The following is a 22514-nucleotide window of genomic DNA, read 5'->3' on the forward strand; positions in this document are numbered from 1 at the left end:
CGAGGAGGTCCCGTTGAACGAGCCGGCGGAGAACAAGGGCCCGAAGGTCCCACCCTCCTACCCTCCCCGCACGCCGCCTCCGCAGAAGAAGCCGGTCGAGGCCCCGCGGCCCGACCCGAAGTCGAAGCCCGCCAACACCACGCTCCCCCTGCCTGGACCGGCTCAGGCCCGCGTCGAGACCCGGCGGCCGCGTATGGCCGTGACGAACCGGAGGGTCAGCAACTGGGCTTTCAGCGCCGACCCCTGGGCAGCCGGCAAGGCGGTCCGCAAGGTCACGCACGCCGTGCGTGACTGGGAGTACAGCAACCCCCAGGACAGCTTCCTGGAAGAGACGGTACGACTCCTCGTCGACGCGGCAGTGAAGGACGCGGGCAGACGCATCAGTGTCCACCTGGCGGACCAGAACGGCATGCTCCTCGTCGTCGCCCTCAGCCACACCGCCACCGAGCCCCCCAGAAGCCGACTGGCCGAACTCGCCTCCGTCACCGGCACCGTGAGCTGTGGCGTCGACGCCTCCGACGAGGGCCTGAGGATCTGGTCCCTCCTCTCGACCGAGCCCCCACGAACCCGGACAGCCACCACCTGACGCCCCGCTTCCTCGCGGAAGCCGCGGGCTCAAACCCACGCCCCCGGCCCGGCCCGATCAGACGGCCCCGATGCCTACGAGGTAGTCACCACAGCGCCGACTCTTCTCACCGGCCGGGCATGCGTGGATAGCGGCGGAGCGAGCGGCGTCTTCGTACGGCGACAGAACCCCGGCAGACGCATCGATGCCGGCATCAAGCCGCAGCGGCTGTTCCGCAGAACGCGGCTACACCGCTGCCTCAACGCTCACCTCAATGGCTCGTCTCCGAAGGAGAACCGCCATGATCTCCATCTCGACGAGCGTGCCAATGAGACCGCTCTCGGCGAGTTCCGTTGCCTGCGTTCGCGCTTCACCCAGGGACAGTTGCCGTGCGCTGCGAAGAACCTGCAGCACAGGGACAAGGCTCGGCACCTCCCCAGACAGGCGCAGCCGCGCTGGCCCGTGCGCTCGCAGCAGAGCCTGTCGGATGCTCTCCGGCGTGACGGGACCGCTGTCCTCTTCGCACCACCCATTCTGGCAGTCCCCGCATCGCCCTTCGGTGCCCCAGCAGAGCATGCCGCGGTCGAAGAACTGACCGACATCGCAGGTCGTCGTACCCCCGCAGACACGACACCGGCCTGTGACCTGTACTCCTTGTGTGATCACAGGGATCCCCCTCAGCGTCATGGGCCAATCCTGATGGGATCTTCCCTCAGAAGTCGGTTTGGGTCGATCAGGTTTGAGATCGACCGGCGTGATTCCGAGCAACAGGTGATGGCGCTCAGATGCCGCTCATGACTGCGAGGAACAGGGCCCGCTGCAGACGTCGGTGGCATCGCTTGGTCCGGCGTCGGATGCCGCTGACCTTGTCGCCGTCCCCGCGAGCCGCTGCCAGGCCGGCATACATCGCCACGCGATCCGGGCCGGCCCACATGGGACCCGATCAGCCGACCCGGAAAGTAGGACACCTCACCGCATTGCCAGGCCCCGACCACCGGCCAGCGGCATGAGCCGCCTAACGCGTGGCGAGCCGCTCCAGCAGGGCGGCGCTCCGGGCGAGCAGCGTCCGCTCCTCATCCGTGAGTTCGGCCTCGATGGCCTGCGCGAGCCAACCGACCCTGCGGCCGCGCTCCGCTTCGAGCGCGGCCCGGCCCTCGTCCGACAGCTCGACCAGCGACTTACGGCCGTCCGTGGGGTGCGCCCGGCGCGTGATCAGGTTCTGTTCCATGAGCAGCCCCACCGCCCTGGCCATCGACTGAGGGCGTACACGCTGATCGGCCGCGAGGTCGCTGGTGGTCATGGCGCCGTCGCGGTCCAAGGCACCCAGGACGGCTACCTGGCCCAGCGGGATGCGGTCCTCGTGCTTGACGCGTCGGGTGAGCTTGCCCATCGCCGTGCGCAGTTCAGCGGCGATGGCGGCGGCTTCCGAGGTGGGCATAGGGCACTTTACCCCGTTGGCCAGCATTGCTGCGCACTTGACCTGCACAGCAATGCTGCACAGCCAAACTGAACAGCATTGCTGTAGGGTTTCGGTTGTCGGGCTCAGCGCCAGCGCTGTCGCAGCCAGGGCCACGGCACACGACAACGGGAAGGGACTCCCATGTCCACACAGGCAGCCGGGACCGTCAGCACCACCATCCAGACCGTCACCGCCCGCCGCATCATCGACAGCCGGGGCAACCCCACCGTCGAGGTCGACGTCGTCCTGGCAGACGGCTCCCTGGGGCGCGCGGCTGTTCCCTCCGGCGCCTCCACGGGTGCGCGGGAAGCCGTGGAACTGCGCGACGGAGACTCCGCGCGCTGGCACGGCAAGGGCGTCGACCGTGCGGTGGCCCACGCCAACGGGGAGATCGCGGCGTCCGTGCGTGGCCGGGACGCGGCGGACCAGGCGGGTCTCGACGCCGCACTGATCGCCCTCGACGGCACGGCCACGAAGTCCCGGCTCGGCGCCAACGCGATCCTCGGCGTCTCCCTCGCCGCCGCCAAGGCCACTGCCGCGGCCCACCGCCAGCCCCTCTACCGCTACCTCGGCGGCGCCGAGGCCCACCTCCTTCCGCTGCCGATGATGAACATCGTCAACGGCGGCGCCCACGCCGACAATCCGCTGGACTTCCAGGAGTTCATGATCGCGCCCCTGGGTGCGGACACCTTCGCCGAAGCCGTCCGTATGGGCAGCGAGGTCTTCCACACCCTTCGCCGCGATCTGCTGGCCTCGGGTCACTCCACGGGCGTCGGCGACGAGGGTGGCTTCGCGCCCGCTCTCCGTACGGCAGAGGAGGCGCTCGACTTCGTGACGACCGCCATCGAGCGCACCGGCTACCTCCCCGGGACGGACATCGGCCTGGTCATGGACCCGGCGTCGTCGGAGTTCTTCCACGACGGGGTGTACGACTACACGGGCGAGGGCGTACGCCGTACCCCGTCCGAGCACGCCGACTACCTGGCCAAGCTCATCGACGCCTACCCGGTCGTCTCCATCGAGGACCCCATGGCGGAGAACGACCTGGACGGCTGGCGTGAGCTGACCGCCCGCGTCGGCGACCGTTGCCAGCTCACCGGTGACGACGTGTTCTGCACCAACGAGGCACTGCTGCGCGAGGGCATCCGCACCGGCGTCGGCAACTCGGTCCTGGTCAAGGTCAATCAGATCGGGACCTTGACCGAGGCACTGGCCGCGGTGGCCACGGCCCACCAGGCGGGTTGGACCGCCGTCATGTCACACCGCTCGGGCGAGACGGAGGACACCACGATCGCGGACCTGGCCGTGGCGACCGGCTGCGGTCAGATCAAGACCGGCTCGCTCTCGCGGTCCGACCGCACGGCGAAGTACAACCAACTGATCCGGATCGAAGAGGAGCTCGGCGACGCGGCACGCTACGCCGGCCGCTCCGCACTGCGCCGGGCGTGACCAGGAGGCAGAAGTAGGGACGACGGGCCCCCGATCACGATCGGGGGCCCGTTCACGCGCCGGCGAGACCAGTACGCCCATGGGCCGTCTTCTCGCGGTCGCCGGCTGGGACGACGCACGAAGGGTCATGCCCCGCGCGGCGCAGATGGCAGCCGAGATTCGGGGTGGCAGGGCGGCCGATGAACACGGTCTGCAACTGGGTCCTGTGCCGCTGCGGGACAACCATCAGTTCCGACACGGGTGCCGAAGTGGTCTGCGGAGGAACACCGCCGAGGCCCACCACACGCTCAAGGACCTTGGGCCCGCCCGCTGGGACCAAAGTCCCGGATTACGGCCCTGAGCTGCTGTTACCGTTGAGGCGTCGCCGCCCGGAGAATGCCGATTCGCTCTCCGCTGCTGATGGCCGCGACCGCGTATGCCGTACGCCCGGCCGAGAGGAGGCGATCGCCCGATGGATCACAGTCCGAGTCCCGTGAACCCCCCGCGCCGCGTCGCCTCAGGCTCCGCCACGCTCTGACCGCGTCCTCGCGCAGCCACACCTCCTTCTCTCCCGTCGCCCGGCGGTGGCCTCGCCCTGCCCGGCAAGCCCGAACCCGCGCCTGACGGCACCCCCTCTCTGCTCGGGCACACCCCTGGCTCGCCGCAGCCGGGATTCCGCATGCCCATACCGCCCACTCCGCCCACTGCAGGCCTTCATGGGCCCGCACCGCCGTGTGCGCATTCCGCCCGCATGCCGGATCGGCCCCTTCCCTCACTCATACAGAAGAAAGAAGCCCCGCTATGACTGTCCACACGAACGACACCACCAACACGACCGTGCGCCCGAACGCCCTCGACCAGGAACTGACCCTGGCGGTCCTGCACGAGATCCGCGACGAACTGCGCGAATTCAACAAGGACATGGACCACCTGAACACTCTGACGGAAGATCAGGTCAAGTCGACGGTGGAGAACCGCAAGCTCACGGCGATCACCCTCATGTTCGTCATCCCCTCCACCTTCGCCGCTATCCCCGGCGCCAACTTCGAGCACCTCAACGAATACGGCTTCGACAACTTCTTCGCTCTCCCGATCCTCATCGGCACCGTCCTCCTGGCGTCCCTCGGCACATTCCTCGTCGTCAGGAAGAAGGGCTGGCTCTAAGCGCGTTGCCCAATTTCGTACCTGGGCAGTCCAGAGTCGAAGTCCCGGCCGGGCGGTTCATACGGCCAAGGCGAGGTTGAGCCCGTGCGCTACGGCCTGGACCGCGTGGTGAAGACCGGCTGCCGCCCAGCCAGCGGTCGGCGGTCGGCGGTCGGCGGTCGGCGGTCGGCGGTCGGCGGTGGATCGCAGCCGTCTACACCGCGCTCTAGCGGGCCCGCCGGACGAATCAGCCTAAGTTCAGTGCCCGCTCAGGCCGGAGGCGGGACCTCACGTCACAAACCGGCCCGCTCTCGCGTGCGAGGGCGGGCCGTTGCCGCAGGCCGTGCAGTGGCACGGGATGCGTGGGTCTTTCTGAGCTGTACCTGTTGCCGTGCCGGCCGCAGGTCAGTGGGCGCCGAGGTAGGAGAACTCCGCGCCCTCTTCCCAGCCCGCTTCCGAACACGAACCGGTGAAGATCGTTCCGTACACGGCCGGAACGCCGGTCACCGAGCAGTGCGAAGTGAAGCCGGCGCCACCGGCGGAGAAGTTCCCGATTCCGACTCCGTCGTTGGCGAGCGCGGCACCGGCGCCGCCCAGCAGGATGCCCACGGCCAGAACGGATGCGGCGAGAGAACGCATAGCTACTCCTCAAGATCTCCGAATGACGTGCCAGGAAGTGCCCGTCGGCCGGTCAAACGCCACCGCGGGCGACGAGACACGGCGTCTCACTCCAATGCCGGACAGCGGATCACGGGGGTGCTCAAGCGCAGAAACGATGCGCTCCAACGGCCAGTTGAGGACCGGTCTCACCTCGGTGACCTGGCGATTGCCACTCGAATGCCGAGTGGTCGTCGCTGACGCTCCCGGTTCGTGACACATTCTCGGGTCGGCGGACTGCGCCGTCGGTGTGAGCTGCCCGGCACAGGAGGCACTTCGGCGCACAGACGGGCAGGACAGGATCCGCCTCGGGTGACACGCAATTGCGTCGCATGCGCTGTGAAGTCGTGTCGTGGATGCCGGCGGCGGACGCAGGCCGGACGCGCCTCGTCGCACTTCCCGTCGGGATTTGTCAGCGCAGTCTGGTCCGCAGCCGGTTGCGGGCGGAGACGAAGTGGATGTCTGCTCTCACCTGCTGCGGGGTGAGGGTTTCGTTGAGTCGGGCCAGCAGCAGATCGAGTGCGGGGAGAGCGCTGTCGAGGGAGGCATCGCGTTGGAGTGTGATCGTCATGCGCAGTCGCAGGTCGCGGCCATCGCGGGTGATCCGGGACCTGCAGCCGTCCACCGCGGATGTCGTCAGTGCCTCCTCGGTGACGGCTCTCTCCAGCGCTCTGCGGAGCGTGACCGCGTCACGGGTCGCGAGGGGGAGCTTCGCGCGGGTGCCGCGACTTGCTTGCCGTAGGCACCACAGGGCGAGGAGTGAGGAGGCCACGGTCGCCGCCCCGACCACGCATGCGGGCCACCACTCCTGGGCTCGGAGTTCGGCCAGGACCTCCGTGGCGGATCCGAAAGCGCGCGAGGCCTGGTCGGGCCACCAGGACGCGGCCGGCGCGCGGTGGACGCTTGCGAGGAGGACGGCGAATCCGAGCGACGCCAGGCCGGCGACGGCGAGGAAAGTGCGGTTGAGCGCGGTGAGGTGTCGTGGTGTCACAAGTCGGCGCCTTCATGGATCGTGATCGGCGGTGTGTCGTCCTTCGGCGTTCTGGGAGCGTGGAAGCGGGCGGATGCGGATCCCGGCGCGGGCACTGGTGCGGGAGAGGGGCCGGGAGCAAGTGACGGGCCGCTCGGCTGAGGCGCTGACCGGTCACCCGGCAGCGGAACGTCTGAGGTAGCGCTGTGGACGGAGAGGCGCAATCGGGGTGGGCGCGCCAGCCGGCAGGTTGCGAGTGCCTGGTGAGCGGCGTGCTGTGCTTCGGCGAGGGCCGCTTCCTGGTCCCCGAACGTCAGCGTGGCTCGTACGGCGGCGGTGCGTCTGCTCACCCGCACCGTGACCGGCCCGATGCCGCTCACCGCACCCACGGCATCACGGAGGAGGGTCTCGACGACCGTTCGGTCGACGGAGGCGCTCAGAGCCGGTGCCGAGGAGATCGTCCATCGTCGTCGATGCCCCGGAAGCAGCGCCACGAGCATCAGGAGGACCCCGGCGACAAGGGCCGATCCGGCCGCGAGTGCAGACACCAGGGGTTCTGTCTCGATGTCGGCCGCCCAACTGACCAGAGTTCTCCGCCAGGCTGCCGCCGGGCGTCCCTGAAAACGGACCCTACTGACGTCCAGCGCCACGGCACCGAAGGCCGTTGAGCCCGCCAGGGACAGGATCGCGGCAGGAAGCCGACGCTGCGACCAGCGCCTTCTGGGTGTCCGTGGCGTTGCTGCGGTGCCGCTCGCCGTGGTCGCCGTGGCCGCCGACGGGGATGGCGTCTCAGGTGAGGACAAGGTCAGCCCGGTGACCCGGACACCCGGTCGTCCGCAGTGAAGGCCCGTCAGGTTCCGTGTGCGCTCGGCCACGTACTCCTGCAGGTCCCCTACCGTGACGGCCAGTGCGTCCGGGCGGTGCAGGCGCACGTCGAGGTGCACGTGCGCCCGGCCTCCCCGTACCTTCACCGAGGCCCTGTTCGGCGTGCTCCCGACGGGCAGCGCCTCCGTGGCCGCGCGGACGGCGATCGTGCGTACCGCCTTCTCCGAGACGCGGGTGGTGCCTCGGTATCCTGCCGCCGTCATCGTCGGACCCGCTCGACGGTCTCCCGCAGATCCCGGACCCGGCCGCCACCGTCGAACCAGGCACCGATCGCCCAGCCCAGGCCGCCCAGCGCGGCCACGAGCAGGAACGCCCCCGCCCCTCCGAGAACGGCCGCGAAGGCCAGGGCGATGCCGGCTACCATTCCCGTGAACGCCTTGCTCATGTCACGTTCCTCGTTCCACTCGTGAAGAGATGTTCGACTGTGTGCTCACTCCACCCGTGAGTCGACGGGTGCCTCGTTGTCGTCCTCCGGCAGGTGGACGTCATTGATGGAGATGTTCACCTCGACGACCTCCAGTCCGGTGATGCGCTCGACGGCGACGACGACGTTCTCCCGCACGTCCTGCGCCACGTCCGTGATGGCGACGCCGTACTCCACGACGAGTTCCAGATCGATGGCCGCCTGTCGCTCGCCGACCTCGACCTTCACTCCGCGCCCCACGTTCGGCCGCCCGCCCGGCACCCGGTCCCGCACCACGCCGAGGGTTCGGGAGAGACCGCCTCCCATGTCGTGCACCCCCGGGATCTCACGGGCTGCCATGCCCGCCACCTTCACGACCACCACATCGCCGATCGCTGTCCGGCCGCGCTCGCGGATCGGCTGGTCCGCGGGCCGATCGGTCTGCCGGTGCTCTCCCGGCGTGGCGGCAAGTGCCTGTCCGTCCCGGGCGTTCTGCGGGACGGACGCGTTCTTGGAGGCTGTCGCGGTGGTCGTCGTCATGATGTTCCCTCTCGTATGCGTCGCTGAAGCGTTCTCACCCGTACCGACCCGTGCCGCGCGGAACTGTGACGCAGAAATCACGACGAGTTCTCCCCGCCTGCCTCGCGGGTCGGCCGGCAGGCCGCCTCGACGGTGTGCGCCGCTCGGGAGTTCGGGGTGACGTCCGCCGGGCATCCGCGTTCGCAGCGTGGGGCCGCGCATCCGCGTTGACGCCTGCCACGAAGTACTCCGTAACGAGTGCGGCCCATCGGTGTCTCACCGGTGAAGGCGAAGGAGAGGAGCCCAGTGACGGGCGTCGGCACAGGCATCACGCCAGCGGACATCGGCCACGCCGAGAACGAGGTCCTGCTCGTGACCAGAGCGGCGGAGGGTGACGAGGAGGCGTTCGCCGTGCTCGTCGAGCGCCACACACACATGCTGCTGGGGCTCGCGACCCGCTTGCTCGGCAGCCGTACGGAAGCGGAGGACGCTGTTCAGGAGGCATTCATCAGCGCATGGCGCAGACTGCCCGAGTTCCAGGGCCGGTCCGCCTTCGGCACCTGGCTCTACCGCATCGTCACCAACCGGTGTTTCAACGTGCTGCGGGGCAGGACCGCCGCGGTGCCGCTGGAAGCGGCGGGCGACGTCGCGGCGGCCGAGCACACGGTGTCGCCCGCGAGAATCGCCGAGGGGCGGGACGCGGTGCGGGAGCTGCGCGACGCCCTGGATCTGCTGTCCGCCGAGCAACGCGCCTGCTGGGTGTTGCGGGAACTGGACGGTCAGTCCTATGAATTCATCGCGGAGGCGGTCGGCATCAGCCAGGAGGCCGTACGAGCCCGCGTTTTCCGTGCACGACGCTGTCTGACACAAGCACTGGGGGCCTGGCGATGAACACGCACGTCACCCCGCCGGCGGACGACACCGGCGACGAGGACGCCCGGCTGCCTTGCGGGCGGCTGCTCTCCGAGGTCTGGGACCGATGGGAGAGGCAGGATCACGACGCCCATCTGACGACCTGTGAACACTGTCGTCACGAGGTGGAGGACCTGGAACGGCTGGAGTCGGCCGTGCACGGGCTACGGGAGGTCACAGAGCCGACGGGCGCGGACGTGACCGCGTTGACGCGTCGGGTCATGGACGTCGTGCGGCTCGAACTGCGGCCGGGACGGCCGCTCCCGCTCGGCGATCCCTCGGAGAACCTTTCGATCATGGAAGCGGTCGCCGCGCGCACTCTCCGTGAGGCGGCCGAGACGATTCCCGGTGTCCGCGCGGGCTCCTGTCGTCTGGAGCTCCCGCCGCACGCCCTGGACGTCAGGGTCCGGATGGAGGTGCACGCACCCGCGGACGGCGTACTGCCCGAGATCGCCGAACGGATCCGAGCCGCGGTCCGAGCGGCGGCCACGCGCGAGCTCGGCATGTCCCTTTCGCCGGTGGACATCCTCATCAGTGATCTCGTCGGTCCCACAGGTGACCAGGAAGGCCGTGAGTCGTGACTCGGTCCAAGCCCCTCACGCGTGCCGCGCTCGCGGACGACATCGCCCGCACAGCCCGGAACGTGCCCGGGGTGGCCTTCCTGAGACCGGGTCTGTCGGGGCTGCTGCGCGACGGTCTCCCGTTCGCCTCACGGGCGACGGCCGCTTCCTTGTCCTCCGCTGGAGTCCGGCTGCGCGGCGGAGACGGCACCTCGCCCTTGCAGGTGGAGGTCCGTCTCGTCGCCCTGCGGTCCAATCGTGCCGTGGATGTCGCACGGGCCGCCCGTTCGGCCGTCGAGGTCCGCCTCGCCGCGCTGCTTCCGGCGCAGACGGTCGGAGCGGCGCGGGTGAGCGTCACCGTCACGGGGCTGGTGTGACCGGTCTTCCGTACGGGCTGCTCCGGTCCGGGTGGCCCTGCCGCCTCGGCGCCTGGCCACCCGGTGGTAGGCCCGGCCGGGGTTCAGAGATGTGGTGGCGGCATCGTCAGGATGAGGTGCAGGGCAACCGACCACACGCCCACGGCCGCAGCCGCCAGACGCAGCCTGCGCCGTCGCTCTGGGGAGACCGGATCGAAGCCGCTTCCCACGGACAGTCCCTTGAGGTCTACGGAGCGCCGGGCGACGCGTTGTGCCGGCACGGGAGCGCCAGGGACCTCCGGGGCAGTGGAGTTCCGGGGTGCGTCGACGCTCTGCCGCCGCGAGCGGTCCCGTACCTCCGCTCGGGGTGCATGTGCAGGCGACTGGATCCGCCCGGAAGCCATGCCGGAGGCGAGTCCGCTCAGGAAGGTGGCGTAAGCGACGCGTCGTCTTCCGGTGGGCGACGTGCGGCCCGCTTCCCACGACCGTACGGTCGTGGCCGTCACGCCGAAGGCTTCGGCGACCTGACGCTCGGACAGATGCCATGCCCGGCGCAGTGCCGCTCTTTCCGTCGGCGAGGGGAGCGTGGGCTTGGCGGACCGGGTTCGAGGTCGCGACGGGTGTTCCTGGACCTGCGCGTGGGTTGTCATGCCCGTACGACATCGACGATCCGACTATGTGATGAAGCGGAGAGAGGAATACCCCGAATGCCGCAGCCTCAAGGGGATGCGGTCGTCTCGGCCGGGGCATCGCGAGGGCTTCTCCGACGAGGGCGGTCGGAGCGGCGCGCCCCGGTTCTGCGGCGGCCCGCCCCACGTAACGTGACGGGCCCTGGGGCGATCTTGGACGGCCGGCGTGAAGCCCGGCACGACGTACGAGGAGTGACTGCGGGTATGGCACTGACGGACGACGAGCGGTACGACGTGACGGTCGTCGGGGCCGGGGCCGCCGGGCTCGCCTGCACGGCGGACCTGACCGCTGCCGGGTTGCGCGTGCGGCTGCTGGAGGCTGACGGCACCGTGGGCGGGCGGATGCGTACGGACCGGGTCGCGGGGTTCACCGTCGATCGCGGATTCCAGGTCTTCAACACGTCCTATCCCCAGGTGAAGCGGCGCCTCGACCTGCGGGCGCTGCGACTGCGGCCCTTCACACCCGGCGTCCTGGTGCACACCGACGACGGGATGATGCGGTTCACCGATCCCAGTCGGCGCTTCCGTGAGAGCCGTGACCTCCTGCCCGGACGGTTGGCATCAGGCCGTGACCTGCTTGCACTCGGCGCGATGACGGCACACGACGTTCTCGCCCCGGCGGCACGGCTGCGGTCCCGGCCCGACGGCACGACACTCACGGCCCTGGCCGAGGCCGGCGTCTCCCCCGAACTGGTGGAGACGTTCTTCCGGCCCTTCCTCTCCGGGGTCTTCCTCGAGGACGATCTGGAGACGTCCGCCCGCTTCTTCCATCTCGTGTGGCGGAGCATGCTGCGCGGCACGCTGTGCCTTCCCGCCGGCGGCATCGGCGCGGTCCCCGCTCAACTCGCCTCCGCTCTGCCCCCGGACGTGCTGAGGACCGGCAGCCCCGTAGCGACTCTCGCTCCGGAGGGGGTGACGCTCAGCGACGGCGCCGAGGTCCGCTCCCCCACCGTCGTCGTCGCGACCGGACAACGGGCCGCCGCCGAGCTCCTTCCGGGGCTTGCCGTACCGCGTGGACGGACCGTCACCACCCTCTACCACGCGGCCGCGCACCCGCCCTTGGCCGAGCCCGTCCTCGTGATCGACTCACGACGCCGATTCCTGAACAGCTGTGTCCTCACCGCCGTTCATCCTCACTACTCCCCCGACGGCAGGGCGCTGGTGTCCACCTCGGTTCTGGGCACGCCCGACGCTCAGGCGGTGGCGGCCGTGGTCCGTGCGCTCGGCGAGGTGTACGAGACGGATACAGGAGCGTGGGAGCTCGTCCACCAGGTCACGGTTCACGACGCCCTGCCCGCGATGCCCGGACCCCACCCCCTCTCACAGACCACGCGCGTCTCACCGGGCCGGTACGTGTGCGGTGACCATCGCGCCACGGGTTCCCTCCAGGGCGCCCTCGCCTCGGGCACCCGCGCGGCGCGTGAGGTCCTGGCCGATGTGAGGCGCGGCGCGGGACGCTGACGTGCGCGGTGACAGCCCGTCGCCACAGTGGGGTACATCCGTCCGTGCGACCACTCCGCCATATCTCCATGGCTCCGCACGGTTCAGGTCCAGGCCGGGCCGGACTGCTTGGCTCGGCCCCGCTCAGGGCCGGTCCGGTCCACTCAGGTCTGGTCCTCCGCGCGGTGTGCCGCTCGGTGTTTCTGGAGGTGGCCCGTGGACCAGGAAGACCTCGTCCTCGAAGCACCAGGCCCAGTCCTCGTCCGCCGCGAGGGAGAGGACGACGGGGTGTCCGGTCGCCTCGTGATGCTGGTACGCGTGGCGGCCCGGCGAGCTGTCGCAGCACCCGACGTGCCCGCACGTCGTGCACCAGCGCAACCGTCGCCACCTCCCGCCGGAGGAAAGGCACTCGGCGCAGCCGTGGGCCGGCTTGTCCGGCACGGTGGGCGTTGTGGCGGCGTGTGCGCACGCGTGTGACTGGTCCGGGCGACCACCATCGTACGCCACGGTCCACCTGCAGTGGCGGACGTCGGGCTGCCTCCCCGTCGGCTCCCCACCGTCGTCACGTCGGTTCATCAGCGGTCCTTCCGCATCAGTGGTGCCGCCTTCCTCGGAGACCTGGGAGGCATGGCCTGACACCCTCATTCGGCAGCAGCGGCCTCCACGGGTGCACGACGGCGAGCCCTGCGGTCGGCAGGAGGTGCCACCCCGCCCACAGTCTCAGGAGCGGGGTGACAGAAGACCGTCCAGTTCGGCCGTAAAGAGCAAGGCGGGGTCGAAGTCCATGCCGGTGAAGTGGCCGGCGAGCTCCAGTGACAGGACACCGTGCAGGCGGGTCCAGAAGGTCAGGAACCGGTGAAGGGCACCGGGCGGGGCGGGGTGGTCGCCGGCCCAGTCCCGGTGGCTCGCCAGATGGGCGTCGAAGGGCGTGAGTGCCGTGTTCGGAGTCAGCTCGCGGCCCGCGTCGAGCAGGATCGTCATGATCTCGGAGGAGACGGCGGTGATGTCCTCGGGCGCTCGGTAGCCCGGAATGGGTGTGCCGTAGACCAGGAAGTACCGCTGCGGATCCGTCACGGCCCAGTCCCGCAGGACGTGGGCGAGGGCGGCCAGGTCGGCGCCGGAGGAGGCGGCGGTACCGAGGGTGTCGGCGAGGCTCCGGTAGGCCTCCCGGACGAGTTCGGTGATGAGGTCGTCGCGGCTGGCGAAGTAGCGGTAGAGCGCCGGCCCGCTCATGCCCATCTGTTTGGCGATCGCGTTGAGGGAGAGAGCGGACGCCCCCGCCGTGGCGATCTGCTCCCAGGCGTGCCGGGTGATCTCGGCCCTGACCTGGGCCCGGTAGCGCTCACGCGGAGTGCTCGTACCTGTCGTCGCCATGGTCGGCCACCACCCCGTCCGTTCAGATACACCCTCACGAGAGGGTGAGAAGTTATCACGCACCTGTTGACGCGTCACTTCGGCGGGCGTTACAACTTCTAACTAGCGCGTGAGTATCTTTCAAACAGGTGATGCTCACACTCACGACTGACAGAGGGGACCCCCATGTCCGGCATCCGCACCGCCCTGTTATCCATCCCGCTCGCACTCGGCCTCCTGAGCACCGCCGCCACATCCTCCGGGGCGACCGACTCCGCCGCCCCACACGCCTCCCGTCCGGACGCGCCCCTCACCTGCCGTGGCGAGGGCGTCGACCCCGACGCCCTCGTGCGTCATCGGACCGATGTCGTCATCGCCGCTCCGCTGCGTACGGTCTGGAAGATCCAGACCGATGTGGAGCGCTGGCCGTCCTGGCAGACCCCTCTCGAGTCCGTGCAGCGACTCGACCACGGCCCACTCCGCAAGGGCTCGGCGTTCCGGTGGACGATGCCGGTACCTCCCAACCCGTCGACTCCCGCCACCAGCCTGGAGATCACGTCGACGGTCCGTCAGATCGAGCGTGAGGCGTGCATCCGCTGGACCGGTCCCGCGATCGGCGAAGGACTGCGCATCGACGGCGTCCACGTGTGGACCTTCACCAAGGTCAGGGGCGGTGTCCTCGTACGGACGGAGGAGACCCACACCGGCGCCGAGGTCGAGGCGAACGTCCCCGTCGCGACCCAGCTCCTCCGCGAAGGCCTGGAGACCTGGCTGCGCGACCTCAAGTCCGAGGCGGAAACCCAGGCGCGCGGCGGCTCACGCTGACGCGACAACTTCCCAATGCCAGCTGCCAAGCGGCTCGGGCGAGGGCCGGGGCCGCTGGGAAGGGCGCGTGATCGCGGATCGTGGCCCAGAGGACGTTGACGCGTCGGCGCGCGAGGGCAGAGACGGCTTGCTTCTGTCCCTTGCCTTCCTTCCCCATTCGGTCGTAGTACGCCTTCGGGACCGGGTAGAAGAACACGCTGACCTGAGTCGAGAAGTAGAGGGCGCGTTGGAGGCCGGATGGTAGCGGCGGGGTCGGCGCAGGTCGGCCACTTCGTCATTGTGGGCGGCCACGAGTGGACGAGGTCCAGGCGCCGGGGCGTGAGGAGTCGCAGGTCGAGGGCGATGCCGTCGCCGGGGCGGAGCACGCTGACGTCGCGGCGGATGCGGGCCTGATCGGCGATGACAGAGGCGTCGCGGGCATCGGTCTTTCCGTCACCGCGGTAGGTGGTGGACGATATCTCCAGGACGTCTCCGAGCAGCGAGCAGCTCGGCCTCGTGGTTCATCACGTGGCGGGACAGCAGCCCCTTGCCGTCGGCGTCGATGACCACTGCGTGGTGGTGCTTCTTACCGATGTCCAGTCCAGCCCAGATCTCGGGCACGATTCCCTGCGCCGGCTCGTCGTCATTTCGGTCCCGCAGACGACCTCGCCGACGATGAGTTATAGAGCGATCAAGGCCAAGTTCTCTAGGACTTGTCCGGCCGATCATGGCTGTAGGCAGTCGGGCATGATGCCCCGGTGAGCATCATCGTGAAGTTCTTCGTGGCGCCGGACGACACGTCAGCGGGCTTGGCCCTCCAGACCGGGCCGGGACGGGCATTCGAGTCGCTCTCCTTCGGTAACTTCGATCCCGAAGAGGCCGTGCTGGAATGGGAATGCCTTCTGACCGGTGGCAGCTTCGACGACCTGCTGGAAGCCGGTGAGCCCCGCATCGTCGCCGGCCAGGACAACGACGGGTGCGTCGTCTTCGCGCTCTCTCCTTGCCTGTCCACTGCACTCGCGGACGCCGGGCACGCCAGGTTGCGCGAAGTCGCCGCCTCGTGGACCCGGCTGCGTGCGGAGGACGGCGAGGTCATCGGAACGGAGATCGCCGATGTGATCGTGGGCGAGCTGGCGGCTCTTGTCAGCAGCGCCCGCCGCCAGAACCAGGGCGTCTACTGCTGGGTCGCGTAGCAGTTCATGCCCGAAGCCAGATCATGACGGCTGCCGCGGTGGCGGTGCCGAGGAAGACGTATCCGCGCTGGTCGTAGCGAGGCGCGACCGCCCGGGACCGTTTCATGCGGTTGATCGCCCGCTCGACAATGTTGCGCTTCTCGTAGCAGTTTTCATCAAAGCCGGGCCGCCGTTCCCCGCGTGCACCTTTGCGCAGGCGGGCCGTCTGGCCGTCGGTCTTCTCCGGGATCGCGTGGCGGATTCCCCGCCGTCGCAGGTACCCGCGAACGGGACCTTTGCCGTAGCCCTGCAGCGGCGAGGCTGTCGGGCTTCTTGCGTGGTCGTCCCAGGCCCGGTCTGGGCACTCGGATCTTCCCCAGGACCGGCTTGAACTGGGTGCAGTCCGCCCGCTGTCCTGGCGCGACGATCAGGGACAGCGGGCAGCAGCGGCCGTCTGCGCTCAGGTGGAGCTTGCTGATGAACCCGCCCCGCGAGCGGCTCAGGCGCTCCGCTCTCACATCACCTCCACCACGCGGGCGACCAGGCTCTGCTGCGGCGTCGCGTCTGGTGTTCCATCCCTGCGGCCCCTTTGGTCCCGGAGCCGGAGGCGGATCGGTGCGGGTACCGGCCGCGTGGTGATGCGCGCGAACGACGGTGGAGTCGACCCAGATGACCCAGTCTGCTGGAAGGGACGTTCCCAGGTGACGTCCGCGAGCCAGACAAGTCCTGAGCCATACCGACTGCAACAGGCAACGAGCCAAACCCAGAGCCCCTGGGCTGCGCTGATCCTAAGAATGACCAGTTCGAACCCACCAAGAAGGTAGGACGGGCAACCCTGATGCCCGGGGGCGGGCATCCGTCCCCGTGCCCCGACCTCCCGCCTCTGCCGGCCGTCGCCGGCGGCAGAGGCGGGAGCAGCAGGAGACGTCAGGCGTTCGCCTCGCGGTCGGTTCGTCATCGCCGTCGTGCCCCTGGCCGTGGTCGGATCGCGGAGGGGAGTCGCGGTCCTCGCACGAAGAGTCCTCCGTCAGCCGGCCGCCTGGTCTTCGGAGTCCTGCGGGTACCAGCGCAGCTCCACCGTGTTGCCGTCCGGGTCCTTCACGTAGACCGACTGGGCCGAGCCGCGGGCGCCCCAGCGCGGAACGGGACCCTCAAGGACGTCGAACGTCCCTGAGTCGATGACCTCCTGCCAGTCCAGTGGGTCCACGACCAGGCAGATGTGGTCGACGTTGGACTCGCCCCGGGGGCGCGAGAAGAGGTCGATGACCGTGCTCTCGTCGATGCGCACGGACGGGAACGAGACCTTCCCCGCCCGCCACTCCTCGACCCGCTCGGGCGCGAGGCCCAGCGTTCCCGTGTAGAAACCGAGGGCTCTGTCGACGTCGGTCACGTTGAGAACCAGGTGGTCGAAGGCTTTGACTCGCATGTGTGGCGTCACCGTTCTGCAGTTGCGTCTCGTCGGAGTATCGGAATCGCGGCGTATCGGTGTAGCGGCGTTTGCGTCTCATTGATTCGATCAGCTCCATCGGCCTCGATCAGCTTCGCCCGACTCCGTCGCCTGCAGATGATCATGTTGTTCGCGGGGCCAGCGATCAAGGCCTTGGGGTGAAGTTCCGAGAGGCGGCGGCCGCTAGCGCTTGGGACTCGGCTGCTGCGGCCGGGTCAGGGGAGCCCGGGTTCCGGGGCGGGCCGCCGCGCGCCGCGGAACGGCTCTGGACGTACGGGCACGTTCCGCCCAGGTCAGGGCGGAGGCGGAGTCCCCGGCGAGGAGAGCCGAGGCGACCAGGGCCTCCAGGGTGAGCCCCACCACCACCGAGGCGAGCGTCCGCCCTGCCTCCGGGGCCGCCTCCGCACTTCCGCAGACCGCATCCGGCTTGAGAGCGCTCACATCAATGGATCATGCGAGAGGAAATGTTTGATTATTTTGGATTCCTGGGTGATTCCGTGGAGAACTGTTTCATGTTAGGTTCCCCCACACCTCGGTCACAGCCGAGGGCCGGGGCGCCTGCCCCTCGCACCAGCCGCTCGCCAACTCCGCACGGAATCCAGCTCGTCGACCGGCCGGACGGCCCTTCGGCATGCCGGGATCCGGGCGCCGTCCCGCCCAGGAGGAGTTCGATGCGACGCATCGTCGCGTGCCTGGCGGCCCTGTTGGTGATGGCCGGAGGCCTCGTCCTCACCGGAATCACCACCGCCTCCGCCGCCGTCACCCCCAAGACGCCGCCACTGACCACTCCGTGGACCGATCAGGTGTCCACCACGAATCCGCTCCCGGAGTACCCGCGTCCCCAGATGACGCGGCCCGACTGGAAGTCCCTCAACGGGGAGTGGGAGTTCCTCAACCCACCCACCGACAGCTTCGGCAACGTCGACCGCAACGCCGCGCCGCCGCTCGGACAGACCCTGCCCGAGCGCATCCTCGTCCCGTACCCGGTGGAGTCGGCGCTGTCCGGGATCATGCGCAACGACAACCGCGACCTGATGTTCTACCGCCGCGCCTTCACCGTCCCCGACAACTGGGCCGGCCGGCGCGTGCAGTTGCACTTCGGTGCCGTCGACCACGAGGCCACCGTCTGGGTCAACGGGACCCGCGTGACCAGCCACCGGGGAGGCTACGACCGCTTCGAGGTCGACATCACCCCGCAGCTCCGCGCCGGAGCGAACGAGCTGATCGTCCGCGTGTACGACCCGACCGACGGGCGCGGCGAGAAGCAGCCCGTCGGCAAGCAGGTCAACAACCCCGGCGGAATTTTCTACACGCCCACGTCCGGCATCTGGCAGACCGTGTGGATGGAGCCCACCCCCACGTCGTCGATCTACTCGGTCGACATCAGGCCCGACCTCGCGACCAACACCGCGCGGGTACGGGTCTTCACCCGGGGCGACGTCAGCGGCCACACCGTCCTCGCCGAGGCACTGAACGGCACGCAGACGGTCGGCACCGCCACCGGCGGCTTCACCGAGTTCTCCGTCCCCGTACCGAACGCCCGGCGCTGGTCGCCCGACGACCCCTTCCTGTACGACCTGCGGGTCACCCTGCGCAACGCCTCGGGTGCGGGCGTCGACACCGTCACCAGCTACTTCGGGATGCGCGAGATCGGCAAGAAACTCGTCAACGGTGTCATGCGCCCCACGCTCAACGGCGAGTTCGTCTTCCAGATCGGCACGCTCGACCAGGGCTTCTGGCCCGACGGCCTCTACACCGCCCCCACCGACGCGGCCCTCGCCTTCGACCTCCAGAAGCACAAGGAACTCGGCTTCAACATGGTGCGCAAGCACATCAAGGTGGAGCCCGCCCGCTGGTACCACCACGCCGACCGGCTCGGCCTGCTGGTGTGGCAGGACATCCCGTCCACGCCCGCCTTCGACGCCAACCGCACCCCGGCGCAGATCTCCCAGTTCGAGACCGAGGCGCGCGAGATCATCGACGAGCACCGGTTCTCCCCCGCCGTCGTCAGCTACGTGCCGTTCAACGAGGGCTGGGGAGAGTGGAACCTGGACGACACCCGGCGCGTCACCACCGAGCTGGAGAGCCAGGACCCCACACGGCTGATGAACGCGCACAGCGGGTACAACTGCTGCGCGTCCAAGGGTGATCCGGGTACCGGTGACATGATCGACTGGCATGTCTACACCGGTCCGGACGGCCCTCGGCCGTCCGCCACACGGGTCTCCGTCCTCGGCGAGTTCGGCGGCATCGGGCTGCGCACCCCCGGCCACGAGTACAGCCCCAACGGCCAGTTCTTCGCCTACGAGCAGGTGTCCAGCGCCGCGCAGCTCAACGACCGGTACACCGGGATGGTCCGCGACACGCAGCAGCTCATGGTCACCAAGGGCGTCTCCGCCTACGTCTACACCGAGATCACCGACGTCGAAGGCGAGTACAACGGCCTGCTCACCTACGACCGGCGGGTCCAGAAGGTCGACGCCGCCCGGCTGCGCGCGGCCCACGGCGCCCTCGTCGCCGCCTCCCGCAACCTCAACGCCACGCCGGGCCTCACCCTCGGCCACGTCCGCTCCTTCCGGGTCACCACGCCCGGCTTCACCGACCGGTACCTGCGACACGCCGACTCGGCCGCCCGAACCGACGTGCTGACGGGAGCGTCCTCCGACGGCGCCCGTCAGGACGCCTCGTTCCGGACCGTCCCCGGTCTCGCGGACCCGCGCTGCCACTCCTTCGAGTCGGTGAACCAACCGGGCCGTCACCTGCGGCACGCTGGGGGCCGGGTACGCGTCGACGCCGACACGGGAGGCACGTACGCCGCCGACGCCACCTGGTGTGCCCGCACCGGCCTCGCCGCCGGAGGCACGTCGTACGAGTCGCTGAACTTCCCCGGCTCGTACCTGCGGCACTATGCCGACGCCGTGCACCTCGCCCGCAGCGGCGGGCCGAATCCCTGGGACACGGCCTCCTCCTTCGCCGCCGACGCCACCTGGAACACCGCGGAACCCGCGCTCTGGCGCAGCTCCGTCGTGCTGCCCACCGACGTCCGGCGGTCGCTGCGGGTGACCACCTGGGGTCACACCGACCGTTATCTGCGGCACGCCGACAGCCAGGCCTGGACCGAGGTCGTCGGCGCGGGCAGCACCGCGCTGCTGAAGCAGGACGCGACGTTCACGGTCCGGCGCGGCCTGGCCGAGTCGTCCTGCTACTCGTTCGAGTCGGTCAACTACCCGGGCCGGTTCCTCCGGCACGCCGACAGCCGGGTACGCACCGCGACCGACGACGGCACGGCGCTCTTCCGCCAGGACGCCACCTTCTGCGCCCGGCCGGGTGTGGGCGGGTCCGGCGTCACGCTCGAGTCCCTGAACATCCCCGGCTCGTACCTGCGCCACTTCGACTCCGCCGTGTACATCGCCTCCGGCGGTGGCGGCGGCGGCTTCGACCGCCCGCAGACGTTCACCGCCGACAGCGGATGGTCCCTGGAGGCGCCCTGGGCGCCCTGACGGGTTCCCGGTCCGTGAGAGCGGATCGGGAGGCAGGAGCGGGCCCTCCCCGGCAGCCGTACCCGGGGCAGGGTCCGCTCTCTCAACGCTCGGCGCCCGGCGCCCGGCGCCCGGCCTAGGATGCCTGGGTTCGATCGGGTCAGTCATCGGGGGTTCGGGCATGAGCGGTTACGGCAGCGGTGGGTACGGCGGACCGGCGGGGGGCGGCGCCGGGAGCCCGCCCCACGGACATCCCTACGCTCCCCGCCCTCCCGCGCAGGGGCACCCGCAGGCCCGGCCCGGTCGGACGCCGCACGGGTACCCGTACCCGCAGTCCGGGCCTCCGCCGGGGTACCCGTACCCGACGGGATACCCGCCGGTCCCCCGAGCCCGCCCGGAGCCCTCCCGGGCCCGGAGGATCGTGCGTGGCCTCTACAACCCCCTGTACGCCGCGCAACGCACGTTCCGCCCCTCACGCCCCGGGATCGTCGACGACCCGACGGTCCGCAAGCTGCAGTTGTGGCGGACCGGGCTGGGACTGGTGGCCTGGGTGGGCCTGATGGTCACCTACAACGCCGTCGCGAGCGCCACCGACGTCCACGGCGTGGCGAGCGAACGCCTCGACCAGAGCTGGTCCAGCGTCCTGGTGCTCGTCTGCACCTTCCCCGTCGTGGTCGGCGCCTTCGTGGTGGCCGCGCGGGACGGCCTGCGCCGGGTCTACCTCCGCAGGGCCCTGCGTCCCATCGGCTCGGTCCTGGCCATGATGCTGTCGATGGGCACCGCCGCCCTCTCCATGGCCCCGGAGCTGGCGGGCGTACGGGAGGCCGTGGGACTGCCCGGGAAGATCGTCATCGTCGTGCTGTGCCTGTGGTCGATCGGGTTCGCCCTCTACGGCATCGGGCTGTCGCTGGTGCACGTCTTCCGGACCGCCGACATCCACGAGGTGCTGCCGCCGATCCTCGCCGGCGTCCTGGTGTGGGAGATGGCGCTCCTGGACGTCATCGCCGGAACCTACGACGCCGTCCCGACGGGTGCCCGGGTGGCCTTCGTGCTCGGTGCGCCCGTCACGGTCACGGCGTTGTCCTGCTGGGAGTTGTACCGGCTGCGGCGCGACCACGGACTCACACTCCGTACGGCGCTGCGCCGCTGACGTTCCCGTCGGGGCGATGGTGCCCATCGCCCTGACGGGCTCCCGTCTGAAGCCTGTGGCCTACTTCGCCAGGAAGGCGAGAAGTGCGGCGTTGACCTCTTCCGCGTGGGTCCACAGCAGACCGTGCGGGGCGCCTTCGATCTCGACGTAGTCGGCGGAGGGGAGCGCCGCGTGGAACGGGCGCGCGGTGCCCTCGGCGGGCAGGATGCGGTCGGCGGTCCCGTGCAGGATCAGGGCGGGCACGTCGATGGCCGGGATGTCGGCACGGAAGTCGGTGTACCAGGTCGACGGCGCGGCGGACGCGGCGAAGGAGCCGCCGCCGGCCGCGGTGTTCCAGCTGTTGCGGACCGCTTCCTCGCTGATCCGGGTGCCCAGGTTCTCGTCGAGGTTGTAGAAGTCCTCGAAGAACGCGGTGTAGTAGGCGTACCGGTCGGCCTTGACCGCGGCGACGACTCCGTCGAAGAACTCCTTCGGGGCGACGCCCTGCGGATTGTCGTCGGTCTTGAGGAGGCAGGGCTCCAGGGAGGCGAGGAAGGCGACCTTGGCGACCCGTGCGGAGCCGTACGTGGACACGTAGCGGGCGACCTCGCCGGTTCCCATGGAGAAGCCGACGAGGACGGCGTCGTTCAGGTCGAGGGTCTCCATCACGGTGTGCAGGTCGGCCGCGAAGGTGTCGTAGTCGTAGCCGCTCGTCGGCTGGGAGGACCGCCCGAAGCCCCGGCGGTCGTACGTGATCACGCGGTGGCCGGCTTCCAGCAGCGCGGCGCTCTGGCGCTCCCAGGAGTGGCCGTCGAGCGGGAAGCCGTGGATGAGGACGACCGGCCGTCCGGTGCCGTGGTCCTCGTAGTACAGGTCGATGGCGGTGGTGTTCTCCTGGCCGACGGTGATGTAGGGCATGGGTCGGTCTCCTCGGTGACGTGGATGGTCCGCGGCTCGGTGCGGCTCGGGACGCCCTGACGCTACGGTCGGTGAAGGCCCTCCTCTTGCCTGGTCGGGCACCACCTCTTGCCGATGGGTGCAGAGGATGTCCGGAGCGTGCGGCGCGCGCACGCCTGGCGTTCCAGGGTGCCGGGCGACGACGCACCCCCGGTCCGTGGAGTTCGGAGTGAGACCCCCTCTGACC

General features: G+C 69.8%; 23 protein-coding genes and 3 pseudogenes. 12 read left to right on the top strand and 14 right to left on the bottom strand.

Translation table 11 applies throughout. The features are described from left to right. Nucleotides 1–13: 13 nt before the first annotated feature. Complete coding sequence (locus tag ABT129_RS14430) at nucleotides 14–586, top strand: hypothetical protein (RefSeq protein WP_351900629.1); 573 nt, start codon at nucleotides 14–16, stop codon at nucleotides 584–586. 994 nt (nucleotides 587–1580) lie between these two features. Here the strand turns inward: ABT129_RS14430 and ABT129_RS14435 are convergent. Next, a complete protein-coding gene (locus ABT129_RS14435; protein ID WP_351900630.1) occupies nucleotides 1581–2003 on the bottom strand; it encodes a MarR family winged helix-turn-helix transcriptional regulator in 423 nt (140 codons plus the stop codon). A 162-nt stretch (nucleotides 2004–2165) separates the two neighbouring features. Between ABT129_RS14435 and eno the strand changes: the two genes are divergently transcribed. Both eno and ABT129_RS14445 read left to right on the top strand, forming a co-directional pair. Further along, nucleotides 2166–3473: a phosphopyruvate hydratase gene (gene eno / locus ABT129_RS14440; RefSeq protein ID WP_351900632.1), complete on the top strand. Its 1308-nt coding sequence runs from the start codon at nucleotides 2166–2168 to the stop codon at nucleotides 3471–3473. A gap of 780 nt (nucleotides 3474–4253) precedes the next feature. After that, a complete protein-coding gene (locus ABT129_RS14445) occupies nucleotides 4254–4616 on the top strand; it encodes a magnesium transporter CorA family protein (protein WP_351900633.1) in 363 nt (120 codons plus the stop codon). Nucleotides 4617–5000: 384 nt separating this feature from the next. Here the strand turns inward: ABT129_RS14445 and ABT129_RS14450 are convergent, their stop codons facing one another. The 5 genes from ABT129_RS14450 to ABT129_RS14470 form a co-directional block, all read right to left on the bottom strand. Further along, entirely contained in the window at nucleotides 5001–5234 is a 234-nt protein-coding gene (locus ABT129_RS14450; protein WP_351900634.1) for a hypothetical protein, read from the bottom strand. Nucleotides 5235–5664: 430 nt separating this feature from the next. Next, nucleotides 5665–6243, bottom strand: a complete 579-nt coding sequence (locus ABT129_RS14455) for a hypothetical protein (RefSeq protein ID WP_351900636.1) — start codon at nucleotides 6241–6243, stop codon at nucleotides 5665–5667. Then, a complete protein-coding gene (locus ABT129_RS14460; RefSeq protein ID WP_351900637.1) occupies nucleotides 6240–7310 on the bottom strand; it encodes a DUF6286 domain-containing Asp23/Gls24 family envelope stress response protein in 1071 nt (356 codons plus the stop codon). Before ABT129_RS14460 ends, ABT129_RS14455 begins: the two co-directional genes overlap by 4 nt. Beyond that, nucleotides 7307–7492, bottom strand: coding sequence for a hypothetical protein (locus tag ABT129_RS14465; RefSeq protein WP_351900638.1), 186 nt, complete (start codon nucleotides 7490–7492; stop codon nucleotides 7307–7309). Before ABT129_RS14465 ends, ABT129_RS14460 begins: the two co-directional genes overlap by 4 nt. Nucleotides 7493–7537: 45 nt before the next feature. After that, entirely contained in the window at nucleotides 7538–8050 is a 513-nt protein-coding gene (locus ABT129_RS14470; protein WP_351900640.1) for an Asp23/Gls24 family envelope stress response protein, read from the bottom strand. Between the two features lie 285 nt (nucleotides 8051–8335). On the opposite strand from ABT129_RS14470, the gene ABT129_RS14475 reads away from it, so the two are divergent. From ABT129_RS14475 to ABT129_RS14485, 3 genes are read left to right on the top strand one after another with little or no spacing between them, the layout of a single operon-like run. After that, nucleotides 8336–8920: an RNA polymerase sigma factor gene (locus ABT129_RS14475; RefSeq protein ID WP_351900641.1), complete on the top strand. Its 585-nt coding sequence runs from the start codon at nucleotides 8336–8338 to the stop codon at nucleotides 8918–8920. Then, on the top strand, nucleotides 8917–9522 hold the full coding sequence (locus tag ABT129_RS14480; RefSeq protein WP_351900642.1) for an anti-sigma factor: 606 nt from the start codon (nucleotides 8917–8919) through the stop codon (nucleotides 9520–9522). The genes ABT129_RS14475 and ABT129_RS14480 overlap by 4 nt, the downstream gene beginning before the upstream one ends. Next, nucleotides 9519–9878 (top strand): hypothetical protein, encoded by a 360-nt coding sequence (locus ABT129_RS14485; protein ID WP_351900644.1) that lies wholly within the window; start codon nucleotides 9519–9521, stop codon nucleotides 9876–9878. The genes ABT129_RS14480 and ABT129_RS14485 overlap by 4 nt, the downstream gene beginning before the upstream one ends. 83 nt (nucleotides 9879–9961) lie before the next feature. Here the strand turns inward: ABT129_RS14485 and ABT129_RS14490 are convergent, their stop codons facing one another. Continuing rightward, nucleotides 9962–10507 (bottom strand): helix-turn-helix domain-containing protein, encoded by a 546-nt coding sequence (locus tag ABT129_RS14490; protein WP_351900645.1) that lies wholly within the window; start codon nucleotides 10505–10507, stop codon nucleotides 9962–9964. Between the two features lie 243 nt (nucleotides 10508–10750). On the opposite strand from ABT129_RS14490, the gene ABT129_RS14495 reads away from it, so the two are divergent. After that, nucleotides 10751–12007: an NAD(P)/FAD-dependent oxidoreductase gene (locus ABT129_RS14495; RefSeq protein WP_351900646.1), complete on the top strand. Its 1257-nt coding sequence runs from the start codon at nucleotides 10751–10753 to the stop codon at nucleotides 12005–12007. A 123-nt stretch (nucleotides 12008–12130) separates the two neighbouring features. Here the strand turns inward: ABT129_RS14495 and ABT129_RS14500 are convergent, their stop codons facing one another. Both ABT129_RS14500 and ABT129_RS14505 read right to left on the bottom strand, forming a co-directional pair. Further along, on the bottom strand, nucleotides 12131–12631 hold the full coding sequence (locus tag ABT129_RS14500; RefSeq protein WP_351900648.1) for a UBP-type zinc finger domain-containing protein: 501 nt from the start codon (nucleotides 12629–12631) through the stop codon (nucleotides 12131–12133). 75 nt (nucleotides 12632–12706) lie between these two features. Then, nucleotides 12707–13360 (bottom strand): TetR/AcrR family transcriptional regulator, encoded by a 654-nt coding sequence (locus ABT129_RS14505; protein ID WP_351900649.1) that lies wholly within the window; start codon nucleotides 13358–13360, stop codon nucleotides 12707–12709. 165 nt (nucleotides 13361–13525) lie between these two features. On the opposite strand from ABT129_RS14505, the gene ABT129_RS14510 reads away from it, so the two are divergent. Continuing rightward, on the top strand, nucleotides 13526–14164 hold the full coding sequence (locus ABT129_RS14510; protein ID WP_351900650.1) for an SRPBCC family protein: 639 nt from the start codon (nucleotides 13526–13528) through the stop codon (nucleotides 14162–14164). Nucleotides 14165–14460: 296 nt separating this feature from the next. On the opposite strand, the pseudogene ABT129_RS14515 reads toward ABT129_RS14510, so the two are convergent. Continuing rightward, nucleotides 14461–14764, bottom strand: a pseudogene (locus ABT129_RS14515) (IS110 family transposase); the annotation flags it as partial. Between the two features lie 137 nt (nucleotides 14765–14901). Here ABT129_RS14515 and ABT129_RS14520 point away from each other — a divergent pair. Next, on the top strand, nucleotides 14902–15336 hold the full coding sequence (locus tag ABT129_RS14520) for a hypothetical protein (RefSeq protein ID WP_351900652.1): 435 nt from the start codon (nucleotides 14902–14904) through the stop codon (nucleotides 15334–15336). A gap of 155 nt (nucleotides 15337–15491) precedes the next feature. On the opposite strand, the gene ABT129_RS14525 is transcribed toward ABT129_RS14520, so the two are convergent. The 3 genes from ABT129_RS14525 to ABT129_RS14535 form a co-directional block, all read right to left on the bottom strand. Further along, nucleotides 15492–16076: a transposase gene (locus ABT129_RS14525; RefSeq protein ID WP_351900653.1), complete on the bottom strand. Its 585-nt coding sequence runs from the start codon at nucleotides 16074–16076 to the stop codon at nucleotides 15492–15494. Between the two features lie 266 nt (nucleotides 16077–16342). Beyond that, the gene (locus tag ABT129_RS14530; protein WP_351900654.1) at nucleotides 16343–16741 is read right to left on the bottom strand and encodes a VOC family protein; all 399 of its coding nucleotides are present in this window, start codon (nucleotides 16739–16741) and stop codon (nucleotides 16343–16345) included. Between the two features lie 204 nt (nucleotides 16742–16945). Then, nucleotides 16946–17203 carry a hypothetical protein gene (locus ABT129_RS14535; protein WP_351900656.1) on the bottom strand — a complete coding sequence of 86 codons (258 nt, stop codon included), beginning with the start codon at nucleotides 17201–17203 and terminating at the stop codon, nucleotides 16946–16948. Between the two features lie 269 nt (nucleotides 17204–17472). On the opposite strand from ABT129_RS14535, the pseudogene ABT129_RS14540 reads away from it, so the two are divergent. The 3 genes and pseudogenes from ABT129_RS14540 to ABT129_RS14545 form a co-directional block, all read left to right on the top strand. Beyond that, a pseudogene (locus tag ABT129_RS14540) lies at nucleotides 17473–19767 on the top strand (AbfB domain-containing protein); the annotation flags it as partial. Between the two features lie 60 nt (nucleotides 19768–19827). Further along, nucleotides 19828–20262 (top strand): annotated as a pseudogene (locus ABT129_RS38050) (AbfB domain-containing protein); the annotation flags it as partial. A 400-nt stretch (nucleotides 20263–20662) separates the two neighbouring features. Continuing rightward, nucleotides 20663–21391, top strand: a complete 729-nt coding sequence (locus ABT129_RS14545) for a hypothetical protein (protein WP_351900658.1) — start codon at nucleotides 20663–20665, stop codon at nucleotides 21389–21391. Between the two features lie 60 nt (nucleotides 21392–21451). Here ABT129_RS14545 and ABT129_RS14550 read toward each other — a convergent pair whose 3' ends face one another. Then, nucleotides 21452–22288, bottom strand: a complete 837-nt coding sequence (locus ABT129_RS14550) for an alpha/beta fold hydrolase (RefSeq protein ID WP_351900660.1) — start codon at nucleotides 22286–22288, stop codon at nucleotides 21452–21454. Nucleotides 22289–22514: the final 226 nt, after the last annotated feature.

This window comes from Streptomyces sp. NPDC002057, assembly GCF_040296665.1.
GTDB lineage: Bacteria > Actinomycetota > Actinomycetes > Streptomycetales > Streptomycetaceae > Streptomyces.